The organism is Gallibacterium melopsittaci, assembly GCF_042433085.1.
GTDB lineage: Bacteria > Pseudomonadota > Gammaproteobacteria > Enterobacterales > Pasteurellaceae > Gallibacterium > Gallibacterium melopsittaci.
The window spans coordinates 108,665-129,972 of record NZ_JBHLWA010000004.1 but is presented as its reverse complement, the minus strand read 5'-3'; the positions used below and the strand labels follow the sequence as shown (position 1 = coordinate 129,972).

The 21,308-nt window shown below is 37.9% G+C and carries 13 protein-coding genes; 8 read left to right on the top strand and 5 right to left on the bottom strand.

Translation table 11 applies throughout. The features are described from left to right. Positions 1-89 precede the first annotated feature (89 nt). Positions 90-2,705: a bifunctional acetaldehyde-CoA/alcohol dehydrogenase gene (adhE, locus tag ACFFHT_RS01270; protein WP_382372714.1), complete on the bottom strand. Its 2,616-nt coding sequence runs from the start codon at positions 2,703-2,705 to the stop codon at positions 90-92. Positions 2,706-2,956: 251 nt separating this feature from the next. Here adhE and ACFFHT_RS01265 point away from each other — a divergent pair, with 251 nt between their 5' ends. The 8 genes from ACFFHT_RS01265 to ACFFHT_RS01230 all read left to right on the top strand — a co-directional run bounded on the left by ACFFHT_RS01265 (position 2,957) and on the right by ACFFHT_RS01230 (position 17,364). Next, positions 2,957-3,313 carry a DUF4870 family protein gene (locus ACFFHT_RS01265; protein WP_382372713.1) on the top strand — a complete coding sequence of 119 codons (357 nt, stop codon included), beginning with the start codon at positions 2,957-2,959 and terminating at the stop codon, positions 3,311-3,313. A gap of 71 nt (positions 3,314-3,384) precedes the next feature. Beyond that, entirely contained in the window at positions 3,385-3,786 is a 402-nt protein-coding gene (gene rraB / locus ACFFHT_RS01260) for a ribonuclease E inhibitor RraB (RefSeq protein ID WP_382372712.1), read from the top strand. Positions 3,787-3,789: 3 nt separating this feature from the next. Then, on the top strand, positions 3,790-4,344 hold the full coding sequence (locus ACFFHT_RS01255; protein ID WP_382372711.1) for a DNA topoisomerase family protein: 555 nt from the start codon (positions 3,790-3,792) through the stop codon (positions 4,342-4,344). Then, positions 4,328-4,891: an L-threonylcarbamoyladenylate synthase type 1 TsaC gene (gene tsaC / locus ACFFHT_RS01250; RefSeq protein WP_382372710.1), complete on the top strand. Its 564-nt coding sequence runs from the start codon at positions 4,328-4,330 to the stop codon at positions 4,889-4,891. Before ACFFHT_RS01255 ends, tsaC begins: the two co-directional genes overlap by 17 nt. A gap of 8 nt (positions 4,892-4,899) precedes the next feature. Then, the gene (gene aroE, locus ACFFHT_RS01245; RefSeq protein WP_382372709.1) at positions 4,900-5,727 is read left to right on the top strand and encodes a shikimate dehydrogenase; all 828 of its coding nucleotides are present in this window, start codon (positions 4,900-4,902) and stop codon (positions 5,725-5,727) included. 552 nt (positions 5,728-6,279) lie between these two features. Further along, a complete protein-coding gene (locus tag ACFFHT_RS01240) occupies positions 6,280-8,043 on the top strand; it encodes a ShlB/FhaC/HecB family hemolysin secretion/activation protein (protein ID WP_382372708.1) in 1,764 nt (587 codons plus the stop codon). Between the two features lie 22 nt (positions 8,044-8,065). Further along, a complete protein-coding gene (locus ACFFHT_RS01235) occupies positions 8,066-16,984 on the top strand; it encodes a two-partner secretion domain-containing protein (protein WP_382372707.1) in 8,919 nt (2,972 codons plus the stop codon). A gap of 2 nt (positions 16,985-16,986) precedes the next feature. Next, positions 16,987-17,364: a hypothetical protein gene (locus ACFFHT_RS01230; protein WP_382372706.1), complete on the top strand. Its 378-nt coding sequence runs from the start codon at positions 16,987-16,989 to the stop codon at positions 17,362-17,364. Between the two features lie 45 nt (positions 17,365-17,409). On the opposite strand, the gene ACFFHT_RS01225 is transcribed toward ACFFHT_RS01230, so the two are convergent. The 4 genes from ACFFHT_RS01225 to trkA all read right to left on the bottom strand — a co-directional run bounded on the left by ACFFHT_RS01225 (position 17,410) and on the right by trkA (position 21,298). After that, on the bottom strand, positions 17,410-17,952 hold the full coding sequence (locus ACFFHT_RS01225) for a TIGR00645 family protein (RefSeq protein WP_382372705.1): 543 nt from the start codon (positions 17,950-17,952) through the stop codon (positions 17,410-17,412). 11 nt (positions 17,953-17,963) lie between these two features. Then, entirely contained in the window at positions 17,964-18,365 is a 402-nt protein-coding gene (gene mscL, locus ACFFHT_RS01220; protein ID WP_382372703.1) for a large-conductance mechanosensitive channel protein MscL, read from the bottom strand. Between the two features lie 98 nt (positions 18,366-18,463). Further along, positions 18,464-19,906 (bottom strand): TrkH family potassium uptake protein, encoded by a 1,443-nt coding sequence (locus tag ACFFHT_RS01215; protein WP_382372701.1) that lies wholly within the window; start codon positions 19,904-19,906, stop codon positions 18,464-18,466. A 15-nt stretch (positions 19,907-19,921) separates the two neighbouring features. After that, complete coding sequence (gene trkA / locus ACFFHT_RS01210; RefSeq protein ID WP_382372699.1) at positions 19,922-21,298, bottom strand: Trk system potassium transporter TrkA; 1,377 nt, start codon at positions 21,296-21,298, stop codon at positions 19,922-19,924. Between the last annotated feature and the right edge of the window lie 10 nt (positions 21,299-21,308).

Sequence of the window (21,308 nt, the reverse complement as noted above, 5' to 3'; positions counted from 1 at the left end):
TACCTCGCAATGTTAGATTATACAAACGAAAAAATCCCCGCTGTATGCGGGGATCAATGGGGAGGATTATCTTATTATATTTATAGTTTTTATTCACCGTAATACGCTTTGGTTAAGATTTCCATCATATCTTCAACCATTGGTAAACGTGGGTTCGCTGGTGAACATTGATCTTCAAAGGCAAGCAATGCTAAATCACGGCGAGCTTCCATAAACTCTTGTTCATTAATACCTTGTTCTTTGAAAGACATCTTAATACCAATGCGTTGTCCCAATTCTTTACACGCTTGTGCATAGGCTTGTACCGCTTCTTCTGGGGTTGAGCATGGCAAACCAAGCATTCTAGCAATTTCTTGATATTTAATATCTGCTTTATAGTAATTGTATTTCGGCCAAGTCGCTGTTTTGGTTGGGCGAGTACCGTTATAACGAATCACATATGGCATTAAAATTGCATTGGTTCTACCGTGTGGTGTATGGAAACGACCACCAACTTTATGTGCTAATGAGTGCGTCATACCCAAGAACGCATTTGCAAATGCCATCCCTGCAATCGTTGATGCATTGTGCATTCTCTCTCTTGCTTCTGGATCACTTGCTCCGTTCTTCACAGAACGTTCTAAGAATTCAAATACCAATTTAATCGCTTGTAATGCTAAACCATCGGTAAAGTCATTAGCTAAAGTTGACACATAGGCTTCAGTTGCATGAACTAACACATCATAGCCAGAATCTGCTGCCACATGTGCTGGTACAGTCATCGTTAATGCTGGGTCAACAATCGCAATCGTTGGGGTTAATGAGTAGTCAGCGATAGGATATTTTTTATCTCCTTCACTAATTACCGCAAATGGGGTCACTTCTGAACCTGTACCAGAGGTTGTTGGGATACCAATAAATTTCGCTTTACGGCCTAATTGTGGGAATTTAAATGCACGTTTACGAATATCCATAAATTTTTGTACAAGATCGCGGAAATCTACTTCTGGTTGTTCATAGAATAACCACATTACTTTCGCAGCATCCATCGCAGAACCACCACCTAAGGCGATAATGGTATCTGGTTGGAAGTTACGCAATAATTCAACCCCACGGCGAACTGTCGCAATACTTGGATCTGGTTCAACGTCAGCAAATAATTGGTAAGTAACATGATCGCCACGCATAGTGAGTTGTTTTGCAATTTTCTCAACAAACCCTAAATCCACCATCACACGGTCTGTTACAATCACAACACGTTCAACGCCTTTCATTGATTGTAGATATTGAATTGAATCACGTTCAAAATAGATTTTTGAAGGCACTTTGAACCATTGCATATTATTTCTCCGTCTGCCAACTCGTTTGATATTTAATAAATTCACCGCACTAACATTGTTACCAACGGAGTTTTTACCGTAAGAACCACAACCTAAAGTTAAGGATGGTAGGAAAGAGTTATACACATCACCAATACCACCAAATGTTGAAGGTGAATTCCAAATCACACGAATTGCTTTGACTCGCTCACCAAAGGTTTTTGCTAATTCCGCATCAGAAGTATGAATTGCCGCAGAGTGTCCTAAACCGTGGAATTCCACCATTTGTTCTGCTTTATTTAAGCCATCTTCAACACTTTCTGCTTTTAATAATGCCAATACTGGTGATAATTTTTCACGAGTAAGAGGCTCTTTTACGCCAACTTCTTTACATTCTGCAAGAAGAATATTGGTATTAGCAGGTACACTAAAACCAGCTTGTTCAGCAATCCATGCTGCTGGTTTACCCACCACTGCAGCATTTAATTTTGCCGAAGCACAGTTGGTGCTATTTGCTTTTGCACCAAAGATATATTCTTCAAGTAACGCTTTCTCTTTCTTATTGACTAAATACACGCCATAAGACTGCATCTCTTTGATGAAATCTTCATAGATTTCTTTATCTACGATAGCCGCTTGTTCACTGGCACAAATCATACCGTTATCGAATGATTTGGACATCACGATATCGTGTACAGCTTGTTTTAAATTTGCACTTTTTTCCACATATGCTGGTACATTACCTGCCCCAACACCTAACGCTGGTTTACCACAAGAATAAGCAGCTTCAACCATCGCATTTCCGCCAGTCGCAAGAATCGTTGCAATACCTGGATGTTTCATTAATGCTTGTGTACCTTCCATAGATGGGTGTTCAATCCATTGGATACAATTTTTTGGTGCACCTGCTTGTACTGCGGCTTCATAAACCACACGAGCAGCATGTGCAGAACTTTGTTGTGCGGAAGGGTGGAAGGCAAATACGATTGGGTTACGTGTTTTTAAGGCAATCAATGATTTAAAAATGGTGGTTGATGTTGGGTTGGTTGTTGGGGTAATACCGCAAACTACTCCTACTGGATCGGCAATTTCAGTAATGCCAGTTACATCATCTTCTTTAATTACGCCCACTGTTTTTAAATGACGCATATTATTGACGACATATTCACACGCAAATAAGTTTTTGGTCGCTTTATCTTCAAATACGCCACGACCTGTTTCTTCATAAGCGTGCATTGCCAACACACCATGTTGATCAAGTGCAGCAACAGAAGCCTTAGCTACAATATAATCCACTTGTTGTTGGTTAAGTTGACGAAACTCTTCTAACGCCACTAAACCGTTGGCAACAAGTTGATCCACTTCTGCTTGAGCTGGACTGACAGCAACTTCAGTTGTCTTATTCATAATGATTTCTCCAAAAATTAAAAATTATTTTAACTAATAAAATTATATCTATTTGAAGTTTATCTTTTTGGGGTATTTAACCATTATCTGATCTAGCTCAATTTCCGTGTTATGCGTTTGTTATAGTCGTTGAAGTTCTGTTGAAAGCTCGTTTTTAATTCTTGATCAATCCAGATTTTTTATGTGATCTTTGCCTTTTTTCGTTCTATAGTAGAGAAAATTTTCATCGGCAAATTGAAAAGGAAAATGATATGGAACCTGCAACTTCTCAACTTGAAAACACGAAAAAATGGGCAATGATTACTTATTGGCTTTATATTGTTTCTGTATTTTTTGGTGGCTCATTAAGTATTATCGGCATTATCATTGCCTATATTTTCCGTGATGATGCTCGTAGTTCATACCTTGAAAGCCATTTTACTTATCAAATTAGAACTTTCTGGATTGGTTTGTTATATAGTGCGATTGGGGTTGTTCTTTCTTTGATTTTTATCGGTTATTTTGTATTACTCTTCACCTTTATTTGGTTTGTTGTACGTTCAATTAAGGGCTTACGAGCGGTACATAAAGAAATGCTTATCTTCAATGAAAAAACGTGGTTATTTTGATCTGCTTGCTTGTGAATCAAGGGATTAGACTCTAGAATACAGTTTTTATCACGCAAGATGAGGCTTTAACTATGTCAGCACTTACCGCTCTACAGCAAGAAACCAGAGAAATTATTGATCAGCTTTTAAATGATGGCAGTGATCCTGATGCGTTATATATTATTGAACACCATATTTCTCATCATGATTTCGATAAGCTGGAAAAAATTGCTCTTGATGCCTTTAAACTTGGCTATGAAGTATCTGAAGCAGAAGAGTTAGAAACGGAAGATGGTGTTGAAGTCTATTGTTTTGATATTATTAGTGAAATTGAATTAAAAGCCGAATTAATTGATGCCCAACAAACGGAATTACTCCCTTTAATTAAAAAACATCAAGGGACTTATGATGGTTGGGGAACCTATTTTGAAGATCCTGACGATGATGAAGATGAATATGGTGAAGACGGCGAATTTTTTGATGATGAAGACTAATTTATGCGTGATACTCTTTTTACAGCACAAAAATCCGTTGAAAAATGCCCGCAATGTGGGCATTTTTTACAGTTAAAACGAGGGAAAAAAGGGCTGTTTCTAGGTTGTAGTCAATATCCTGTATGTGATTATCTCAAGCCACTACATTCACAAACGCTTGGCGAAATTCTTAAAGTCCTACCTGAACATTGTCCTGAATGTAACCACTCTTTGGTTTTACGGCGTGGACAATTTGGGATGTTCATTGGTTGTAGTAACTATCCGCAATGCCATTTTATTGTGAATAACGAACCAGAGAAGCATGATTACCACCCCGTAACTTGTCCTGCTTGTCGGCAAGGAAAATTAACGGCTAAACGTGGTGCAAAAGGTAAAGTTTTTTTTGCTTGCGATCATTATCCACATTGTCGCTTTAATGTTGCCCAACAACCAGTTGAAAAAGCGTGTCCACAATGCCATTTCCCATTGGTTTATCAAAAAAAAGTGACCGATCAACAAATTAGTTATCAATGTTTAAATAAAAGTTGTAAACATATTTTTTATGAATCAAATGAATAACTTAGAAAATATTGTCACCTCTCTATTACAAGGTGATGTCATTGCCTATCCCACCGAAGCCGTTTTTGGTTTAGGGTGTAATCCTTTTAATGATCAAGCGATACAAAAATTATTAGATCTAAAACAACGCCCAGTAGAAAAAGGCTTAATTTTAATTGCACCTACTTTAGATTTTTTTCAGCAGATTATTGCGTTTGACCAATTATCTCCTGAACACTTACAACGTATCCAACAAGTCTATGCAAGACCGACTACTTGGATTGTGCCAGTACAGACAACGGTTTCACCATTATTAACTGGAAAATTTAATAGTATCGCTGTTCGCTTGTGCCAACATCCTGCAGTGGTTGCACTTTGCCAACAAGCAAATATGCCAATCACCTCAACGAGTGCAAATTTAACTGGTCAACCTCCTTGCCGCCATTATCAGGAAGTTCTTACCCAATTTGGTAAAAATTTTCCTGTATTACAAGCTGAAGTAGGTAAGGCAAAAAATCCCTCTGAAATAAGAGATCTCTTTACTAATCAAATTGTTAGACAAGGATAAATAGAGTTATGCAACAACATCATTATGCTGTTTGGGGAAATCCTATTGCACAAAGTAAATCCCCCTTAATTCATCAACTTTTTGCTCAACAAACAAGCAAACAACTGACTTATGTGGCTAAATTAGGTGATTTAAACGACTTTGAGCAACAATTAACACAATTTTTTCAACAAGGTGCCAATGGCTGTAATATTACTGCACCATTTAAAGAACGTGCATTTCAACTTGCTGATCAACATAGTGAACGCTGTCAATTAGCACAAGCGTGCAATACTTTAAAACGTCTAGAAGATGGTTCTCTTTATGCAGACAATACCGATGGAGCAGGTTTAGTAACAGATTTACAACGACTCGGTTGGTTAGCACCAAATCAGCACATTTTATTGCTTGGTGCAGGCGGAGCGACAAAGGGAGTGTTATATCCATTATTGCAAGCAAAACAAAAAATAACCCTTGCGAACCGCACTTTAGAAAAAGCTCAAGCCTTAGCAACAAAGTTTTCCGCATATGGTGAGATTCAAGCCACCACATTAGACGAGATTCCACAACAATCATTTGATGTAGTGATTAATGCGACTTCCAGCGGCTTACACGGACAAGTTGCCCCCGTTTCTGATGTTGTTTTACAACAATGCCAACGTGCTTACGATATGCAATACACTCCAAACGGAGAAACACCTTTCCTTCAACATTGCCGTCAATTAGCCATTCCAGCATGTAGCGATGGGTTAGGGATGTTAGTTGCTCAAGCTGCTCATGCTTTTTTACTTTGGGAAAATGTGATGCCGAATATTGGGCAGTTACTCGCAAGCCGAGAATGGTTAAAACATTGCTAAGTTGTTTTTGAATATACAGATAAATATTATTATTTATCACAGACTGTATTTAAACCTAGTTTTAAGAAAGATCTTTATAAAAACGCTCAATAGGTTCCCTTGTGACTTGCCCGAATGTAGGAAAGATTTTCAGGCAAAAAATGTCTAATTTTTCGCAGAAAAATATCAGTTTTTTGCCGCTCGGAAAATCTTGACGGAATGAGGAATAGCAAGGAGCTAGGGCGTGCATTATTCGCAAGTTCGCTCAGCTCACTTGCTCACCCTTCGGGTCGCTGCAAGCAACGCTCAAAAAGCAAGGCTTTTTGTCTTTTGCTTCCTTTTCTTTGCACGCACAAAGAAAAGGAAGTCGCCCTTTAGGGCGAAACTTAAATATCAATTTAGGTGAAAAATAAACTAAAAATTAAATTAAGATGACTTTGTCAACAAACTAGAACATAAATAATATTTTTAATTCTTCTATGTAGTTCACATTTTAATTCAACAACGCTTCGTTCCTAACTCGCATTTTCTACAATCACCCCACTTCCTATTTCATCAACTAAGTGGGGTTTTATGTTGCCACCAATACGCCTTGGAATCATTTGTGCAATGATCAGCTCTACTCCAGCTTGGGCTATTTCTATTCAAGATCAACAACGAGATGTACAACAGCAACAACGTCAGCAAGAACAACAAAAAGCTCGTCAACAAACCTTTATGCAACATCGTGAGGTTCACGTTACGACAACAGGCGAAACACCACAAGCCTTTCCAGTAGAATCACCTTGTTTCCCTATTTCTCATATTTATTTAACCGAATTTTCACCAGATAAAACCTCTATTGATACTCTCACTACTAAGGATTTACGCACCGATTTTGCTTGGGCATTACGGGCAGTATATGCACCTAAAGATTTCACGTTACCGCACTGTTTAGGTGGGCAAGGTATTAGCGAAATCATTAAACGTGTGCAAAATGCAATTATTGAAAAAGGCTTTGTCACTACACGTGTCTTAGCACAACCGCAAGATTTACGCCAAGGTCGTTTAGTCTTAACCGTGATACCAGGCAAAGTGCGTCATATTCTGTTACGTGACCATAGTGAAACGTTAAAAGCCCATAAAGGCACAGTTTGGTTTGCCTTACCATTAGGGCAAGGCGATTTATTGAATATTCGGGACATTGAACAAGGGTTAGAAAATTTAAAACGTCCACCGCATGTGGATTCCAACATTCAGATTGTACCCACCGAAGATACCCAAGCATTGCCAGGTGAAAGTGATTTACAGATTGATTTTAAACAAGCCTTTCCTTATCGCTTAGCCTTGTCTTTAGATGATAGTGGTAGCAAAGCTACTGGTCGTCTTCAAGCAGGGGCAACTGTATCCATTGAGAATCTCCTTTCACTGAATGATATTTTCTATGGCTCATTCACACAAAGTATCTCGCGTGGCAGTGATGATCCTGGCAGACATGGTAGTCGTAGCACCAGTTTATATTATGCTATTCCTTGGAAAGCGTGGTTATTACACTTCTCTTCTACCCAAAATCGTTATCATCAAACCGTTTTCGGTGCCTTTACTAATTATGAATATGCAGGACGCAGTGAAACCACCAATATTGGTCTTTCACGGGTGTTGTATCGCAGCAATGCGAGAAAAACTACCCTCAACGTAGGCATTTGGCATCGAGAAAGCCATAACTTTGTAGATAACGCAGAAATTGACATTCAACGTCGCCGTATGGCTGGATGGACAGCGGGGTTATCACACCGCGAGTATTTCGGCAGTGCGACCTTAGACATCAATTTCAATTATAAACAGGGCACGGGTGCCTATCATTCTCTACCTGCACCAGAAGAACAATTTGGTGAAGGAACATCTCGACCAACCATTATCACCGCGTCTTTGAGTGTTAAACAGCCATTTACGCTTGGACAACAGCCTTTCCAGTTCAACACATCATGGCAAGCTCAATGGAATAAAAGTCCACTGATTTTACAAGATATGTTTAGTATCGGTGGGCGTTATACCGTGCGTGGGTTTGATGGTGAACTTACATTGACTGGTGAACGAGGTTGGGTATGGCGTAATGAATTAGGCTGGAATATCGCCAATAAAGGACATGAGCTTTATCTCGCATTAGACGGTGGTCATGTCAGTGGCAACTATACTAAGGAATTACTGGGTAAAAATTTAATGGGTGGGGCGATTGGTTTACGTGGCACTTTATGGGGGCTTACTTATGACTATTTTGTCGGCATACCACTACACAAACCTGAGGGTTTTCGTACCTCGCACGTCACGACTGGGTTCAACTTAAGTTATCAATTCTAAGCGAAGCGTTGGGGAATAAATTATGAATAAACATCTTTATCGCATTATCTTTAGTAAAACCTTACAACGTTTCGTCGTGGTTTCTGAAATTGCAATGCGCGAAGGGAAAGCCAAACATGAAGGTCAACATTGTCATTCCACTTCGCTTAGTCAACGTCCTCACTGGCGATTAAAACCTTTAACTGTCGGCTTATATTCACTGTTAGGCTTTTTCTATCTTGCCTCTGCACAAGCTGACGAATTACAAATCCTAGCTGATAGCACTGCACCGAAAAACCAACAACCGATCGTTTTACAAACGGCGAATGGCTTGCCACAAGTTAATATTCAAACACCAAATGACAAAGGGTTATCACATAACAAATACCAACAGTTTGATGTGGCACCAAAAGGGGCGATTCTCAATAACAGCCGTAAAAATGTCCAAACAGAACAAGGTGGCTGGGTACAGGCAAACCCGTATTTAGTCGGTGGCGAAGCTAAAGTCATTTTAAATGAGGTCAATGCCACTAAACCAAGTCAATTAAAAGGCTATATTAAAGTCGCTGGCGGTAAGGCAGACGTGATTATCGCCAATCCAAGTGGGATTCATTGCGAAGGTTGCGGCATTATTAATGCAGGACGCAGTACCTTTACCACTGGCGAAGTCCAAATTGAAAATGGGCAAGTGAAAGGTTATCGTGTTGAGAAAGGTGCCGTCACCGTTTCAGGTCGTGGATTCGATAGCAGCCGTCAAGATTACACCGATATTATTGCGAAAGAAGTCAAAGTCAATGCGGGTATTTGGGCGAATAATCTCAAGGTAACAACGGGACAAAATCAGGTTTCTGCCAACAATGACACTATCCAAGTGATTCGTGCTGGCGAAGCGAGCCAACCTGTTGGTTATGCCGTCGATGTCGCCAAATTAGGTGGAATGTATGCCAATCAAATTCATCTGATTGGTACCGAAAATGGCTTAGGCGTTCGTAATGCAGGACATATTGGTGCAGCAGCGGGTGAAGTGAAAATAGATAGTCAAGGACGGATTGTGAATACAGGGAAAATCTTAGCTCCTATGGCTATCAACCTAACATCCAAAAATGGCATTGAAAATCACGGTAAGATTGTCAATCTGCAAAAGGATATTACTTTACACACCGCCTCAGATATTCAGCAAGATGGTTCCATTGTTGCCCGAAAAGGCAATATCCATCAGGTTGCTCAACAAGATATTCGCCAACATGGAGAATCTATTGCAAAAGGCAATATCACTTATCAAGCCCCAACAGTTTCTGCCTCAACCTCTTCCCTTATCGTAGCAGGTGCTGATACTCAAGAATCACCAACAGAAGAAAAACGCACACTTGAACCTTATTCTGCACAAGGTAAAACCCTCCTTATCACGACCACAGGTAAAACGAGTTTACAGGGAAAAAATATTGCTTCAGGGAAAATTCAGGTAAATAGTACAACAACCAATTTCGATCACAGCCATACAGAGGCATACACAATCAATATCAATGCCACACAAGGCAACATTCACGCGAACCAAGCGAATTTTGTTGCACAACAAGATTTAACGTTAAACACACCACGTTTATTGTCAACCCAAGCAAGTTCTTTGACTGCAAAAAAGATAACGACAACACAACATTCGTTAAATACCCAACACGCAGTGTGGGAACAACTAGGAAAGGAAGATTTTCGTCTTGATGTCGCTGATACCCTATACAATCAAGGTGGAACATTTAAAACACAAGGGGATTTTTTCATTAATGCGGAAGGATTAGATAATCGACAAGGGCGTTTATTAACGAATGGTCTGTTAAACTTAGACATAGGTAAAGGTAAACTGGATACAACAGCAGGGACACTCTTATCTCATCAGTCACTTTCCATTGTTTCAGGTGAACTAATCAATGATAAAGGGTTAATTCAATCTAACCAACGCATCACTATCAATACCCAAGGGCAAAGATTATCTAATCAACAAACACTTACCACGACACCAGAAAAAGGTATCATCGCATTAGATACCTTAACAATTACATCAGGTCAGTTATTTAACCAACAAGGACGGATAGTAAGTCATCGTCAGCAACAACTTGACACTCATACCATTAATAATCAACAAGGCAGCATTTCATCACAACAGCATTTATCACTGAATAGTCAAACGCTTAATAATGAAAAAGGTAAGATTTTGGCGGAAAGCACACTAACGATAAAGAGCAAGGAAATCAACAATAATCAAGGCAATATTTTCTCTCAGGATCAAGGGGCAATCACCGCCACGACCTTTACCAACCATAACGGTATATTGCAAAGTAGCAATCAACTTCATCTTAAGGTAACAGATTTATCCCAGCAAGCAGGCTTACTTTCAGCCAACGATCTTCGCCTTGTCGCAAATACATTAGTATCAAACCAACAAAGTAATATTGTTGCTAAACAACTTTCTCTCACGGCAGATACATTTGCGAATCAAAACAGCACGCTACTCGCACAACAAAAGGTATTTATTGATGTACAACAAGGCATTCAAAATCAACAAGGGACGATTGCCAGCTTAGGGGATGTTCTTACACTTAACACCCATCAATCTGAACTGAACAATACGGCAGGCACGCTTGCCGTACAAAATGGAACGCTCACTTTACAAACAAACATATTGGACAATAAACAAGGGCTTCTCCTTGCAAAAACAGCCGATATTCATGCTCAACAAACAATAGATAATCGCAATACCCTCACACAGCCTATTAAAGGTATTATTGCCACTGATCTAATAGTAGAAACAAAGCATTTCGATAATCAATCTGGGCGAATTACTGCCTTTAATACAGCAACATTACACACTGAAGATCTACAAAATACCGTTGGGGAAATGTTATTTGCTCAAACGGGACAAATTAACACTCAGTCCCTAAACAACCAAGCTGGAAAATTGGTCTCACTTAATGCTGCCCTAAACATCACAACACAAACTACCTTAAATAACCAACAGGGCTTACTCAATGCAGCCGATCAAGTCAATTTAACGACATTTGGTTTATCCAACCAACAAGGTAAACTCTATGCAGGTAATGCCCTCACGATGGCAATTCAAACGGATATACATAATCAACAAGGGATTATCCAATCTGATGGGGCGATGGTTTTAACAGCCACTACCCTGCAAAATCAAACAGGGACAATCAAAGCGAAAAGCCAAGGAAATATTACTGCACAAACAATTCATAATGCTGCTCTTCCGAATCATCAATCTCTCATCATAGGCGACTTATTAACTCTAACAACACAGACACTGAATAATAACGGCACCAAAGCAACCAGCTACATTCCAACACAAGGTATTCAAGGGAGAGATATCATCCTAAATGCCCAAGCACTAAATAACCAACAAGGTGGCATTTATAGTACGCATACGCTTTCTATTACCGCTAACGATATGCTAGATAATCAGCAAGGTGAGTTACTTGCATTAGATAGCATCACGCTCCAACATCGCGGTAATCTTATGGTGAATAATCAAGCGGGGCTAATTCAGGGAAATAATGCCATTCAGTTGGCTGCTAAACGCCTTATTGATGAAGGTAATATAAAAGCAGGAAAAGATCTTACGCTGACACTACAAGATGATTTTACGCTAAATAATGCCTTTGTGGTCGGACAAAATCTCACCTTAACCACAGCGGGTAACTTTACCAATAATGTGGCACAAAATATTAACCATCATCTGATGATTTCAGCAGCGAATATCATCAACCAACCAACAGCAGAACTTTCTGCACAGAATACACACCTCATTAGCCGCACTTTAACCAACCGAGGTTTAATTGATGGTCGTACCACAACCATTAAGAGTAACACTATCACAAATATAGGCACAGGACGCATTTATGGTGATCATTTAGCGTTACAAGCAAGCCATCTCAGTAATCTAGAAGAAAATCATTCTGCTGCCACCATTGGTGCAAGAACACGCCTAGATTTCGGTGTTGATCGCTTACTTAATCGTTATGGCAGCACTATTATTAGCTTAGGTTCAATCCATTTTGGAAAAACACTAGATGCACAACAACACGCCACTGGGCAAGCTAATATCGTACAAAACCATAACGCTGTGATTGAGGCACTTGGTCAGATAACTTTTAATGTCAATTCCATCGAGAATTTACATCAGTTTGTCAAAATGGAGATACAAGAAACATCAAGAACGCCTATTTTTGAATATGGGTTTGCCAATGAAGCACCTCGTTATAGTAAAAACACCCCTGGGTTAACCAAAGTCAAACGGGATGATAAAGGCAGTTTTAATAAGAAAGTGGAAAACTTATATGCCTTACGTTTACCTGATGGCAGAGAGAGTGAATCCTGGCGAGAGTACAACTATATTCGCACGATCAATGAGTCTATGTTACTGTCTTCACCTTATGCTGAAGCGAAAATTTTAAGTGGCGACAAAATAAATGTTTACCAAAGCCATATCAAAAATTACGACAGTAAAATGATTGCCCATACAGGTATTGAATTTCATCAAGGTACAAGTATTGATAATCATGCGACACAAGGTGTGATCATTACGACCGATAAAGGGAAACTGACCTCTTTTTATAATGGTAGAGCTTGTGCGAAAAAGATTTTGGGTAAATGTATCGATTATTATCGAACAACAAAAAGCAATACCGTTGCTTATCAAGATGAAAAACAGCAAACAAAAACTTTCGATCTTTGGGATTATGTCGAAAATAGCACAGAAACAACGGTTCTCAGCAATACAATTACCCAGCCAACCGCAGTCAAAAACGTACATTTATCCACTATCGCTATTACGGATGGAGAGATAACCAATCATTTAACAGAAACAGCCTTGCCTAAATTGAATTCACAGCAGATTGCGATCACGCCAGAAATGGATAATGCGTTAAAAAACCAAATTGTGACCTCAGGTGAAGTTGTGCGTCCACTCGCATTACCACTTGTAAAAACACACTTAACCACGATCCAATTACCGACCGCCAGTTTATACCAAATTAATCCAGAAGCTCCTCATGGTTATTTGATAGAAACCGATCCTAAATTTATTGATCGCAACCAATGGATCGGTGGCGATTATATGTTTAACGCACTGCGTGCAGATCCACAACATATGTTAAAACGCCTCGGTGATGGTTTTTATGAACAACGTCTGATTAATGAACAAATTAACCAGTTGACAGGACAACGTTATTTACCTGGTTATACTAACGATTTAGAGCAATATAAAGCCCTAATGGATAATGGCGTGAAATATGCTAAACAATTTAACTTCTCCATTGGGGTAGGTTTAACCGCACAACAGATGTCAGAATTGACCACCGATATGATCTGGTTTGTTAATAAAGAAGTGAGTTTAGCCGATGGACGAAAATTGACCGTCTTAGTACCACAAGTTTATCTCATCGCTCGACATAGTGATGTTACCACACAAGGGGGATTAATCTCGGCAAATACCATTATTGGGCAGACAGACAATTTAGAAAATAGTGGTGTCATTGCAGGAAGAGATCTTACCCAACTAGACACGACACAGCTAAAAAATCGTGGTGTTATTCTTGGGCAAAGTGTTAATTTATCTGCAAAACAACAACTTGTGAATTTAGGTGGCAGAATTGAAGCGGTAGAACGACTACTACTTTCCGCAGGAAAACAACTTGAAGTAAGTAGTACATTAACTCAAAGTGAAAGTGATCAAGGACGCTTTGCTCACCAAACACAAGACCAATTAGGTGTAGTAAAAGTCACTGGAAAAAATGGAACACTCGCTTTATATAGTGATGGCAATCTCACGATTAAAGCGGCTCAGATTGCTAGCCAAGGTACACTCACTGCCATAGCAGGCGAGGCATTAGCCATTAACACTCATCAGGTGAGTAATAAAGAACACTATCATGCCGATGCGAATAACTATTACCGCCTCGATCAACAAGGTGAGGAAGGGAGTACACTTACCGCAAAAGAGAACATCACGATTATTGGCAAACAACAAGCCGAATTACGTCAGGCGACTATTCAAAGTACGCAAGGTAATATTTTTATTGGTTCACAAGGTGATATCACATTGACGACAGGTCAACATCAAGAACAGATAAACTCAAGCCGAAAAGAGGTTTCTTCTGGGTTATTCAATAAAATCACAACGCTCAAAAAACATACTCACGAAACAACAGAACAGAAAGGAAGCCAACTTGATGGACAACAGATTACCCTTGTTTCTGAACAAGGTGATCTCCGTGTCACAGGCAGCACGATTGTTGCCGATAAAAATGTGAACTTACAAGCTCAAGACATTGAGATCACTGCAGCGAAAAATACCCGAAAAGAACATGATTTTTACGCAGAAAAGAAATCAGGTGTAATGAGTAGTGGAATCTCTATCACCTTAGGTACTCGGAAAGAAGCAACAGATACTACTAATCGCCAACAAATAGCACAAGGTAGTCAGATTGGATCATTACAAGGAGATATCCAGTTGATCGCCCACGAAAATTATCGGCAACAAGGTAGTCGAGTCACGGTAGGTAATGGTGATGTTACGATTGTAGCCAAGAAAATTGATATTACTGCGGTAGAAGATAAAGCAACGACAGATCATCAACATTCATTTAAACAAAGTGGATTAACTTTAGGCGTGAATATTCCTGTTGTACAAGCCGCACAACAAGTTCAACAAACAATCAAAACAGTAAAACAAGTGGGTGATGCAAAAGATAATCGAATTAATGCACTAACAGCAATCAATGCAGCATTTGATTTAGCGAATACAGCTGATGTTGTAGGTAATGTTGCAGACACCCTTGCAAATCAAGGCATACAAGGTTTAACACAAAATATCGGTATTAGCATAGGCTATGGTAAGCAGAAAAATGAACAAACTGTACATACGGAAACGACAACAGCACGCCCAAGTAAAGTCAATGCGACAGGGAATGTCATGCTTCACACGACAGCAGATAAAGATACTTCCCATATTGTAGTTAAAGGTTCAGAGATTGTAGGACAACAAGGAACAACGCTTGCTACCACAGGCGATTTAATAATCGAAGCGCAACAGCAAACGCATCAAGAACAAAGTCATAACCAATCAAGTGGTTGGAATGCTGGTGTTGCCATTAATTATAGTAGTAATGGTGTTGCCTTTGGTATTACCGCTGGAGGAAATAGTGGCAAAGGCTATGGAAATGGCGATGAAACCATATGGGAAAATAGTCTTATTGGTAATCAACATAGCCAAACAACCCTTATTTCAGGAAAAGATCTCACGATTCAAGGCGGACAAGTTATTGGTCAAGGTGTCAGCGTTCAAGCAAATAATTTAACGATTACCAGCCTGCAAGATACCACCACTTATCAAGGTAAACACAAACAAACTTCCACTCAAGCAACAGTAGGTTATGGTGCTTCCCTTTCTGGCAACTATACTCAGTCTAAACTTAATGCGGATTATGCCAGTGTTAACCAGCAATCAGGGATTTTTGCAAATGATGAGGGTTTTAATGTTCACGTTCATCAACACACCGATTTACAAGGTGGATTAGTTACCTCAACTGAACTTGCCGAACAGCAAGGTAAAAATCGATTTATAACGGGAACACTCAATGCAGAAGATATCCAAAATCACAGCAACTATAAAGGTTCTGCATTTGGTATCGGTGGATCTATTGCGATGAACTTTGCCTCATCTCTGACAGAAAAAGGTCAAGCTCAAAGTCATAAACAAGCAACCAATAAACAAGAACAGCCTTTATATATTGACTCACAAGGTAATGAAACCACTGCCAGTCATACAGAACAAGGACAAGCTAACCAAAGAAAATTAGCAACAGGACTGAGTTCATTGACAGGTTCTACTTCTGTTGGTATTGGCTCAGATAAATCAACACAAACTGCAATAACAAAAGCTGGAATTGGCACCAATCATATTGTTATTAATGATCCTGATACACAACAAGAAAAAACAGGTTTATCCATTGAACAAATAAAAGAAAATGTAAAAACTACGCTCACTACAGAGAATGCAAAGAAAAATAATGGTTCATTGGTCAATCATTTTGATAAAGAAAAGGTCTTAAAAGAGTTAAATATTCAGGTGAAAGTTACTCAAGATTTCCGCAAAAATGCCTTTAAGACCATTGATAACTATGTTTTGCCTAAACAAGCTGAATTAAGAAAACAGATTAAGCAAGCCCAAACAGAAGAGGAAAAGACCGAACTTTATAAAGAAATTTATAAATTACAATACCAAAAACGCCTACTTGAAACGGTTGTTGGTCTTGTTTCTGGTTCACCAGATCTGGCTATCACTCAAGGAACATTACAACTTGCCGCCACCAAAATGCGTGAAGAGACCTTAGCAAATTCACGAAAATTTAAGGGGATTATTGACGCTAAAACAGGTCAAATATTACGCAATGATTCTTACGATAGTGGTTATTTTGATGGCATTAAATTAGGTGGGGTAAGGATTGATCTAAATATTATCTGTAATAGCGGAATGGGAACTTGTACACAAAATAGTGATGGTTCGGTTACTTTTGATGGAAATAAGAATACTACTATTCTAGATGCAATAGATCCAAATCAAAATAAAAATGCTAAAAATCTATATGGTCCAACAGGTGGATTTCAATCTATTCATGGTGGTTGGTATTTTAGTGGTAAGCCATTATTCATCTATAACATTGGCGATATTTCGGATAATTTAGTGGAATCCTATGCAGGAACCCATGATTTACTCGGTGGGCAAATCTGGGGTTGGTATGATCAACAAGGTAATACGTCTGAAAAAAATTTTATACAAGATATCTCAAGTAATATTACTACCGCTATCGGAATTCCTGTTGCAACACCTTTTGCAATGGCAGATCTTATGTCATCAGATTTTGTGGAAACCTTATTTAAATTAGGAGGTAATTAAATATGAAAAAATTTTTAATCCTTATTTGTGTTTTTATTCTAGCTGGATGTATATATGATCGTGGTTGTTTTAGGCCATTAATAGAAACAGTAGCTACACAATGTGGAGAAACAGGAACATTATTCCCTCTTATCGCAGGTTATCAAAAACCTGAAACTTTAGGAAAAACTAATTCAGCTAAAAGATGGAAAGATTTTGTTGCTTGTGGTGGGAAAATGGGGGATCAACAAATTCGTTATTATCCTGAAAATTACACTATAAATGGTAAATTCTACAAAGAGTTTGACGATTGTATGCTTGAAAAAGGATATATATTCTTACCACCAGCTCAATGCGGTTACCAAGAACCTAAATATAATACAGGAAAATGCAATTTATAAATAAAAAATCCTCCAACTAAAAATTAGTATGGAGGATATTCCTTCTTAATGACTTTTATGCGTGGTGCTATATAAAATTTTATCGGTATAAGCAACTGCTATCGCAGAAGCTAAAAAGCCCAAATGCAAGAATAATTGCCACATAATTTGTTTTTCAGGTAAATTTCCTGCATTAATAAATGTTTGTAGCATATGAATAGATGAAATACTAATAATCGCCATCGATAATTTAATTTTTAATACTGAGGCATTAACGTGATCTAACCATTCTGGCTGATCAGGGTGATTATCCGTATTTAATTTTGAGACAAAAGTTTCATAGCCACCGACTAACACCATCACTAATAAATTCGCAATCATTACAACATCAATAAGATTTAACACTGCTAACATAATAGTGTTTTCATCCATTTGATTAAGATTTACAACTAAATGCCATAATGATTTTAAAAATTTATAGGCATAAACAATTTGGACAATAATTAAGCCTAAATAAATTGGTAATTGTACCCAACGGCTCGCAAAAATGATTTTAGCGATAAAGTTAGGTTGTGGTTGTGGTTGTGTTGGTGTTTGATTATTTTGCATAAAATCCTTAATTATTTATTTTTTAATAAATCACGAATTTCTGTTAATAATTTTTCTTCTGCTGATGGTTCAACTGGTTTTGGTTCTTCAGCTGGTTTTTCACGTTTTAATTTATTCATTGCTTTAATTGCTACGAAAATTGCAAACGCAATAATAATAAAATCAAATACAGTTTGAATAAACATTCCATAGTTTAATGTTACTGCTGGAATATCGCCTACTGCACCACGTAATACAATTTTAAGATCTTTAAAGTCCACACCACCTACTAATAAACCAATAATAGGCATTGCAATATCTGCCACTAATGAACTTACGATTTTACCAAATGCTCCGCCGATAATAACCCCGACAGCCATATCAACTACATTACCGCGCATTGCAAATTCACGAAATTCTTTTAAAAAACTCATTTTTAATTCTCCTAAATATTATTGTTGAAAAAAGAGGCGCTAATTATATTTTTATTATTAGAATCTTACAATTTTTTTACAAAAAATTTTTTAACACCTTACTTTTTCCAGAAATGTGGAAACAATAAAACTAAAATTGTCATAATTTCTAAACGCCCTAATAACATTCCTAAAATCATCAACCACTTAGAAATAGTAGGAATCGTTGAAAAATTCCCTGAAGCTCCTACTTGATTACCAAATCCTGGTCCTACGTTGCCAATTGCTGTTGCCGCAGAACTCCATGCACTTTGGAAATCCATTCCCGACATTCCCATTAAGATCGTCAAAATAGCTATAATGACAAAATAACTAAAAATAAAGCCAACAATCCCGAAAACAGTTTCACTTGAAACAATATGTCGATTGTAATGCACTGCCGAAATACTATTTGGATGGATTAAACGTAATATTTGATGCTTTAATACTTGGAACATAATTTGAAAACGGAAAATTTTAATTCCACCAGTCGTTGATCCTGAACACCCACCTAAAATAAAAGCAACGGCAAATACCATTGTTGTCGTTGCTGTCCAAGTATCAAAATTACCTAAACTAAATCCACAAGTGGACATAATATTGACTAAATTAAAAAACGCATAACGCAGACTATCTTGCCAATTAAATACACCCTCATAATTTAACCAAGCAGCAGAAAATAAACCAATAATTAAAACAAATAATGAGAATCCCATTAATTGCTGATCACGAAATAACACAAAAATATTCTTGCGGTGAATAGCTTGTACCATTAATAAAAATGGTAAAGACCCCAAAAACATAAATAAGGTACAAATCCATTGTGTAGTACTATTAAATTCTGCCATCGAACCACTGCGAGTCGAAAAACCACCAGTAGAGATAGTAGTAAAAGCATGATTAATGGCATCAAAGAAATCCATTTCTGACCACATATAAGCAAAGAGGCAAACAACCGTTAAAAAGAGATAAATTTGGATAATACTTTTTGCAACATCTCGTGCTTGCGGCAGAATTTTGTCAGATTTATCAGATGATTCTGTACGGAACAGTGTCATTCCACCCACATTTAAAAACGGTAAAATGGCTACCGCCATAACAATAAATCCCAAACCACCCATCCATTGTAAAGTCGAACGCCACATTAATAATGCAGGCGAAGTGTCACTAACATCGACAATAATACTCGATCCTGTCGTGGTTAATCCTGATACGGTTTCAAAGTAAGCATCTGTAAAACTAAAATCACTAATGACGATAAAAGGCAATGCACTAAACACACAACTAATTAACCAGATTAAAGTGGTTAGTAATAGCATATCCTTTACTCGTAACCGCATATCTTGTGGTTTTTTTCGAGTCAAAATAAAGGAAACAAAATGGGTAATACCAATACAAATTAAAAATCCAACTAATCCCTCACCATTATGAAAAAAAGTCACAATTAACGGGATAAGCATTAACCATGCGATTTTAGAAAGCACTGAACCCAAAATATATAATATGAACGGACGATTAAACATAAATGGCTTCCTACCTTAAATAAAGAATGGACTTGGTTGGAATAATTTTTCAATTTCCGCAATATTTTTCTTATCTTGTAAAAATACAATTACATGATCATCTTCTTGGATTGTTAAATCATGTTTTGCAATTAACACTTCTCCTTGACGACAAATAGCACCAATAATTACCCCCTGTGGTAATTTTAATTTATTTAATGGTCGTCCAATCACTTGTGAAGTTTGCTCATTACCATGGGCAATAATCTCTATTGCTTCTGCTACACCTCGACGCAATACAGCTACATTCACAATATCGCCTTTACGCACATAACTTAATAATGCTGAAATGGTGGCTTGTTGAGGTGAAATCGCAATATCGATTGTTCCCCCCTGAACCAAATGTAAATAGGCAATACGTTGAATTAATGAAAAGGCTTTTTTTGTCCCTAAGCGTTTTGCTAATAGAGACGCCATAATATTGGCTTCATCATCACTGGTTAACGCAATAAAGGCATCAATATTTTCGATATGTTCTTCAAATAAAAATGACTGATCGGAAGCATCTGCACAAAATACGATTGTTTTTGAGAGTTTTTCTGCTAATAATTCGGCTCGTTTTTGATTACGTTCCACTAATTTAACACTGTAATCATTTTCTAATGTTTTTGCTAATCCAGAACCAACATTACCACCCCCCACAATCATAATTCGGCGATAATTCTTTTCTAGTCGTTGTAACTCACTCATTACCGCTCTTAAATGTTGGCTAGCACAAATAAACGTCACTTCATCACCAGCTTCAATAATCGTTGAACCTTGAGGACGAATAACTTTATCTTGTCGCCAAATAGAAACAATTCGAGCATCAATATGTGGCAAATGATCCTGCAATGTCGCTATTGAATAACCAACTAATGGTCCACCATAATAGGCTTTTACTACCGCTAAACTAACTAAATCATCAGCAAAATTCGCAACTTGTAATGTTCCAGGATAATTAACTAAACGAGCAATATCCTCAATCACGAGTTGTTCTGGTGAAATAATGTGATCGATAGGAATAATATCACTTTTAAATAGCTTCTCTTTTTCTCGAATATATTCAGAATTACGAATACGAGCAATTTTAGTCGGAATCTTAAATAAAGTATAAGCTACCTGACAAGCAACCATATTTACTTCATCTGAACTTGTCACTGCAACTAACATATCTGCATCAGTAGCACCTGCTTCACGCAATGTTCTTGGTGAAGAGGCATTACCATGCACAACTCGCAAATCATGTTTATCTTGTAATTGATTTAAACGATCAGCATCACTATCAACTAAGGTAATTTCGTTATCTTCACTAACGAGATTTTCAGCTAATGTGCCACCAACTTGGCCAGCACCTAAAATGATAATTTTCACGATTTTTACC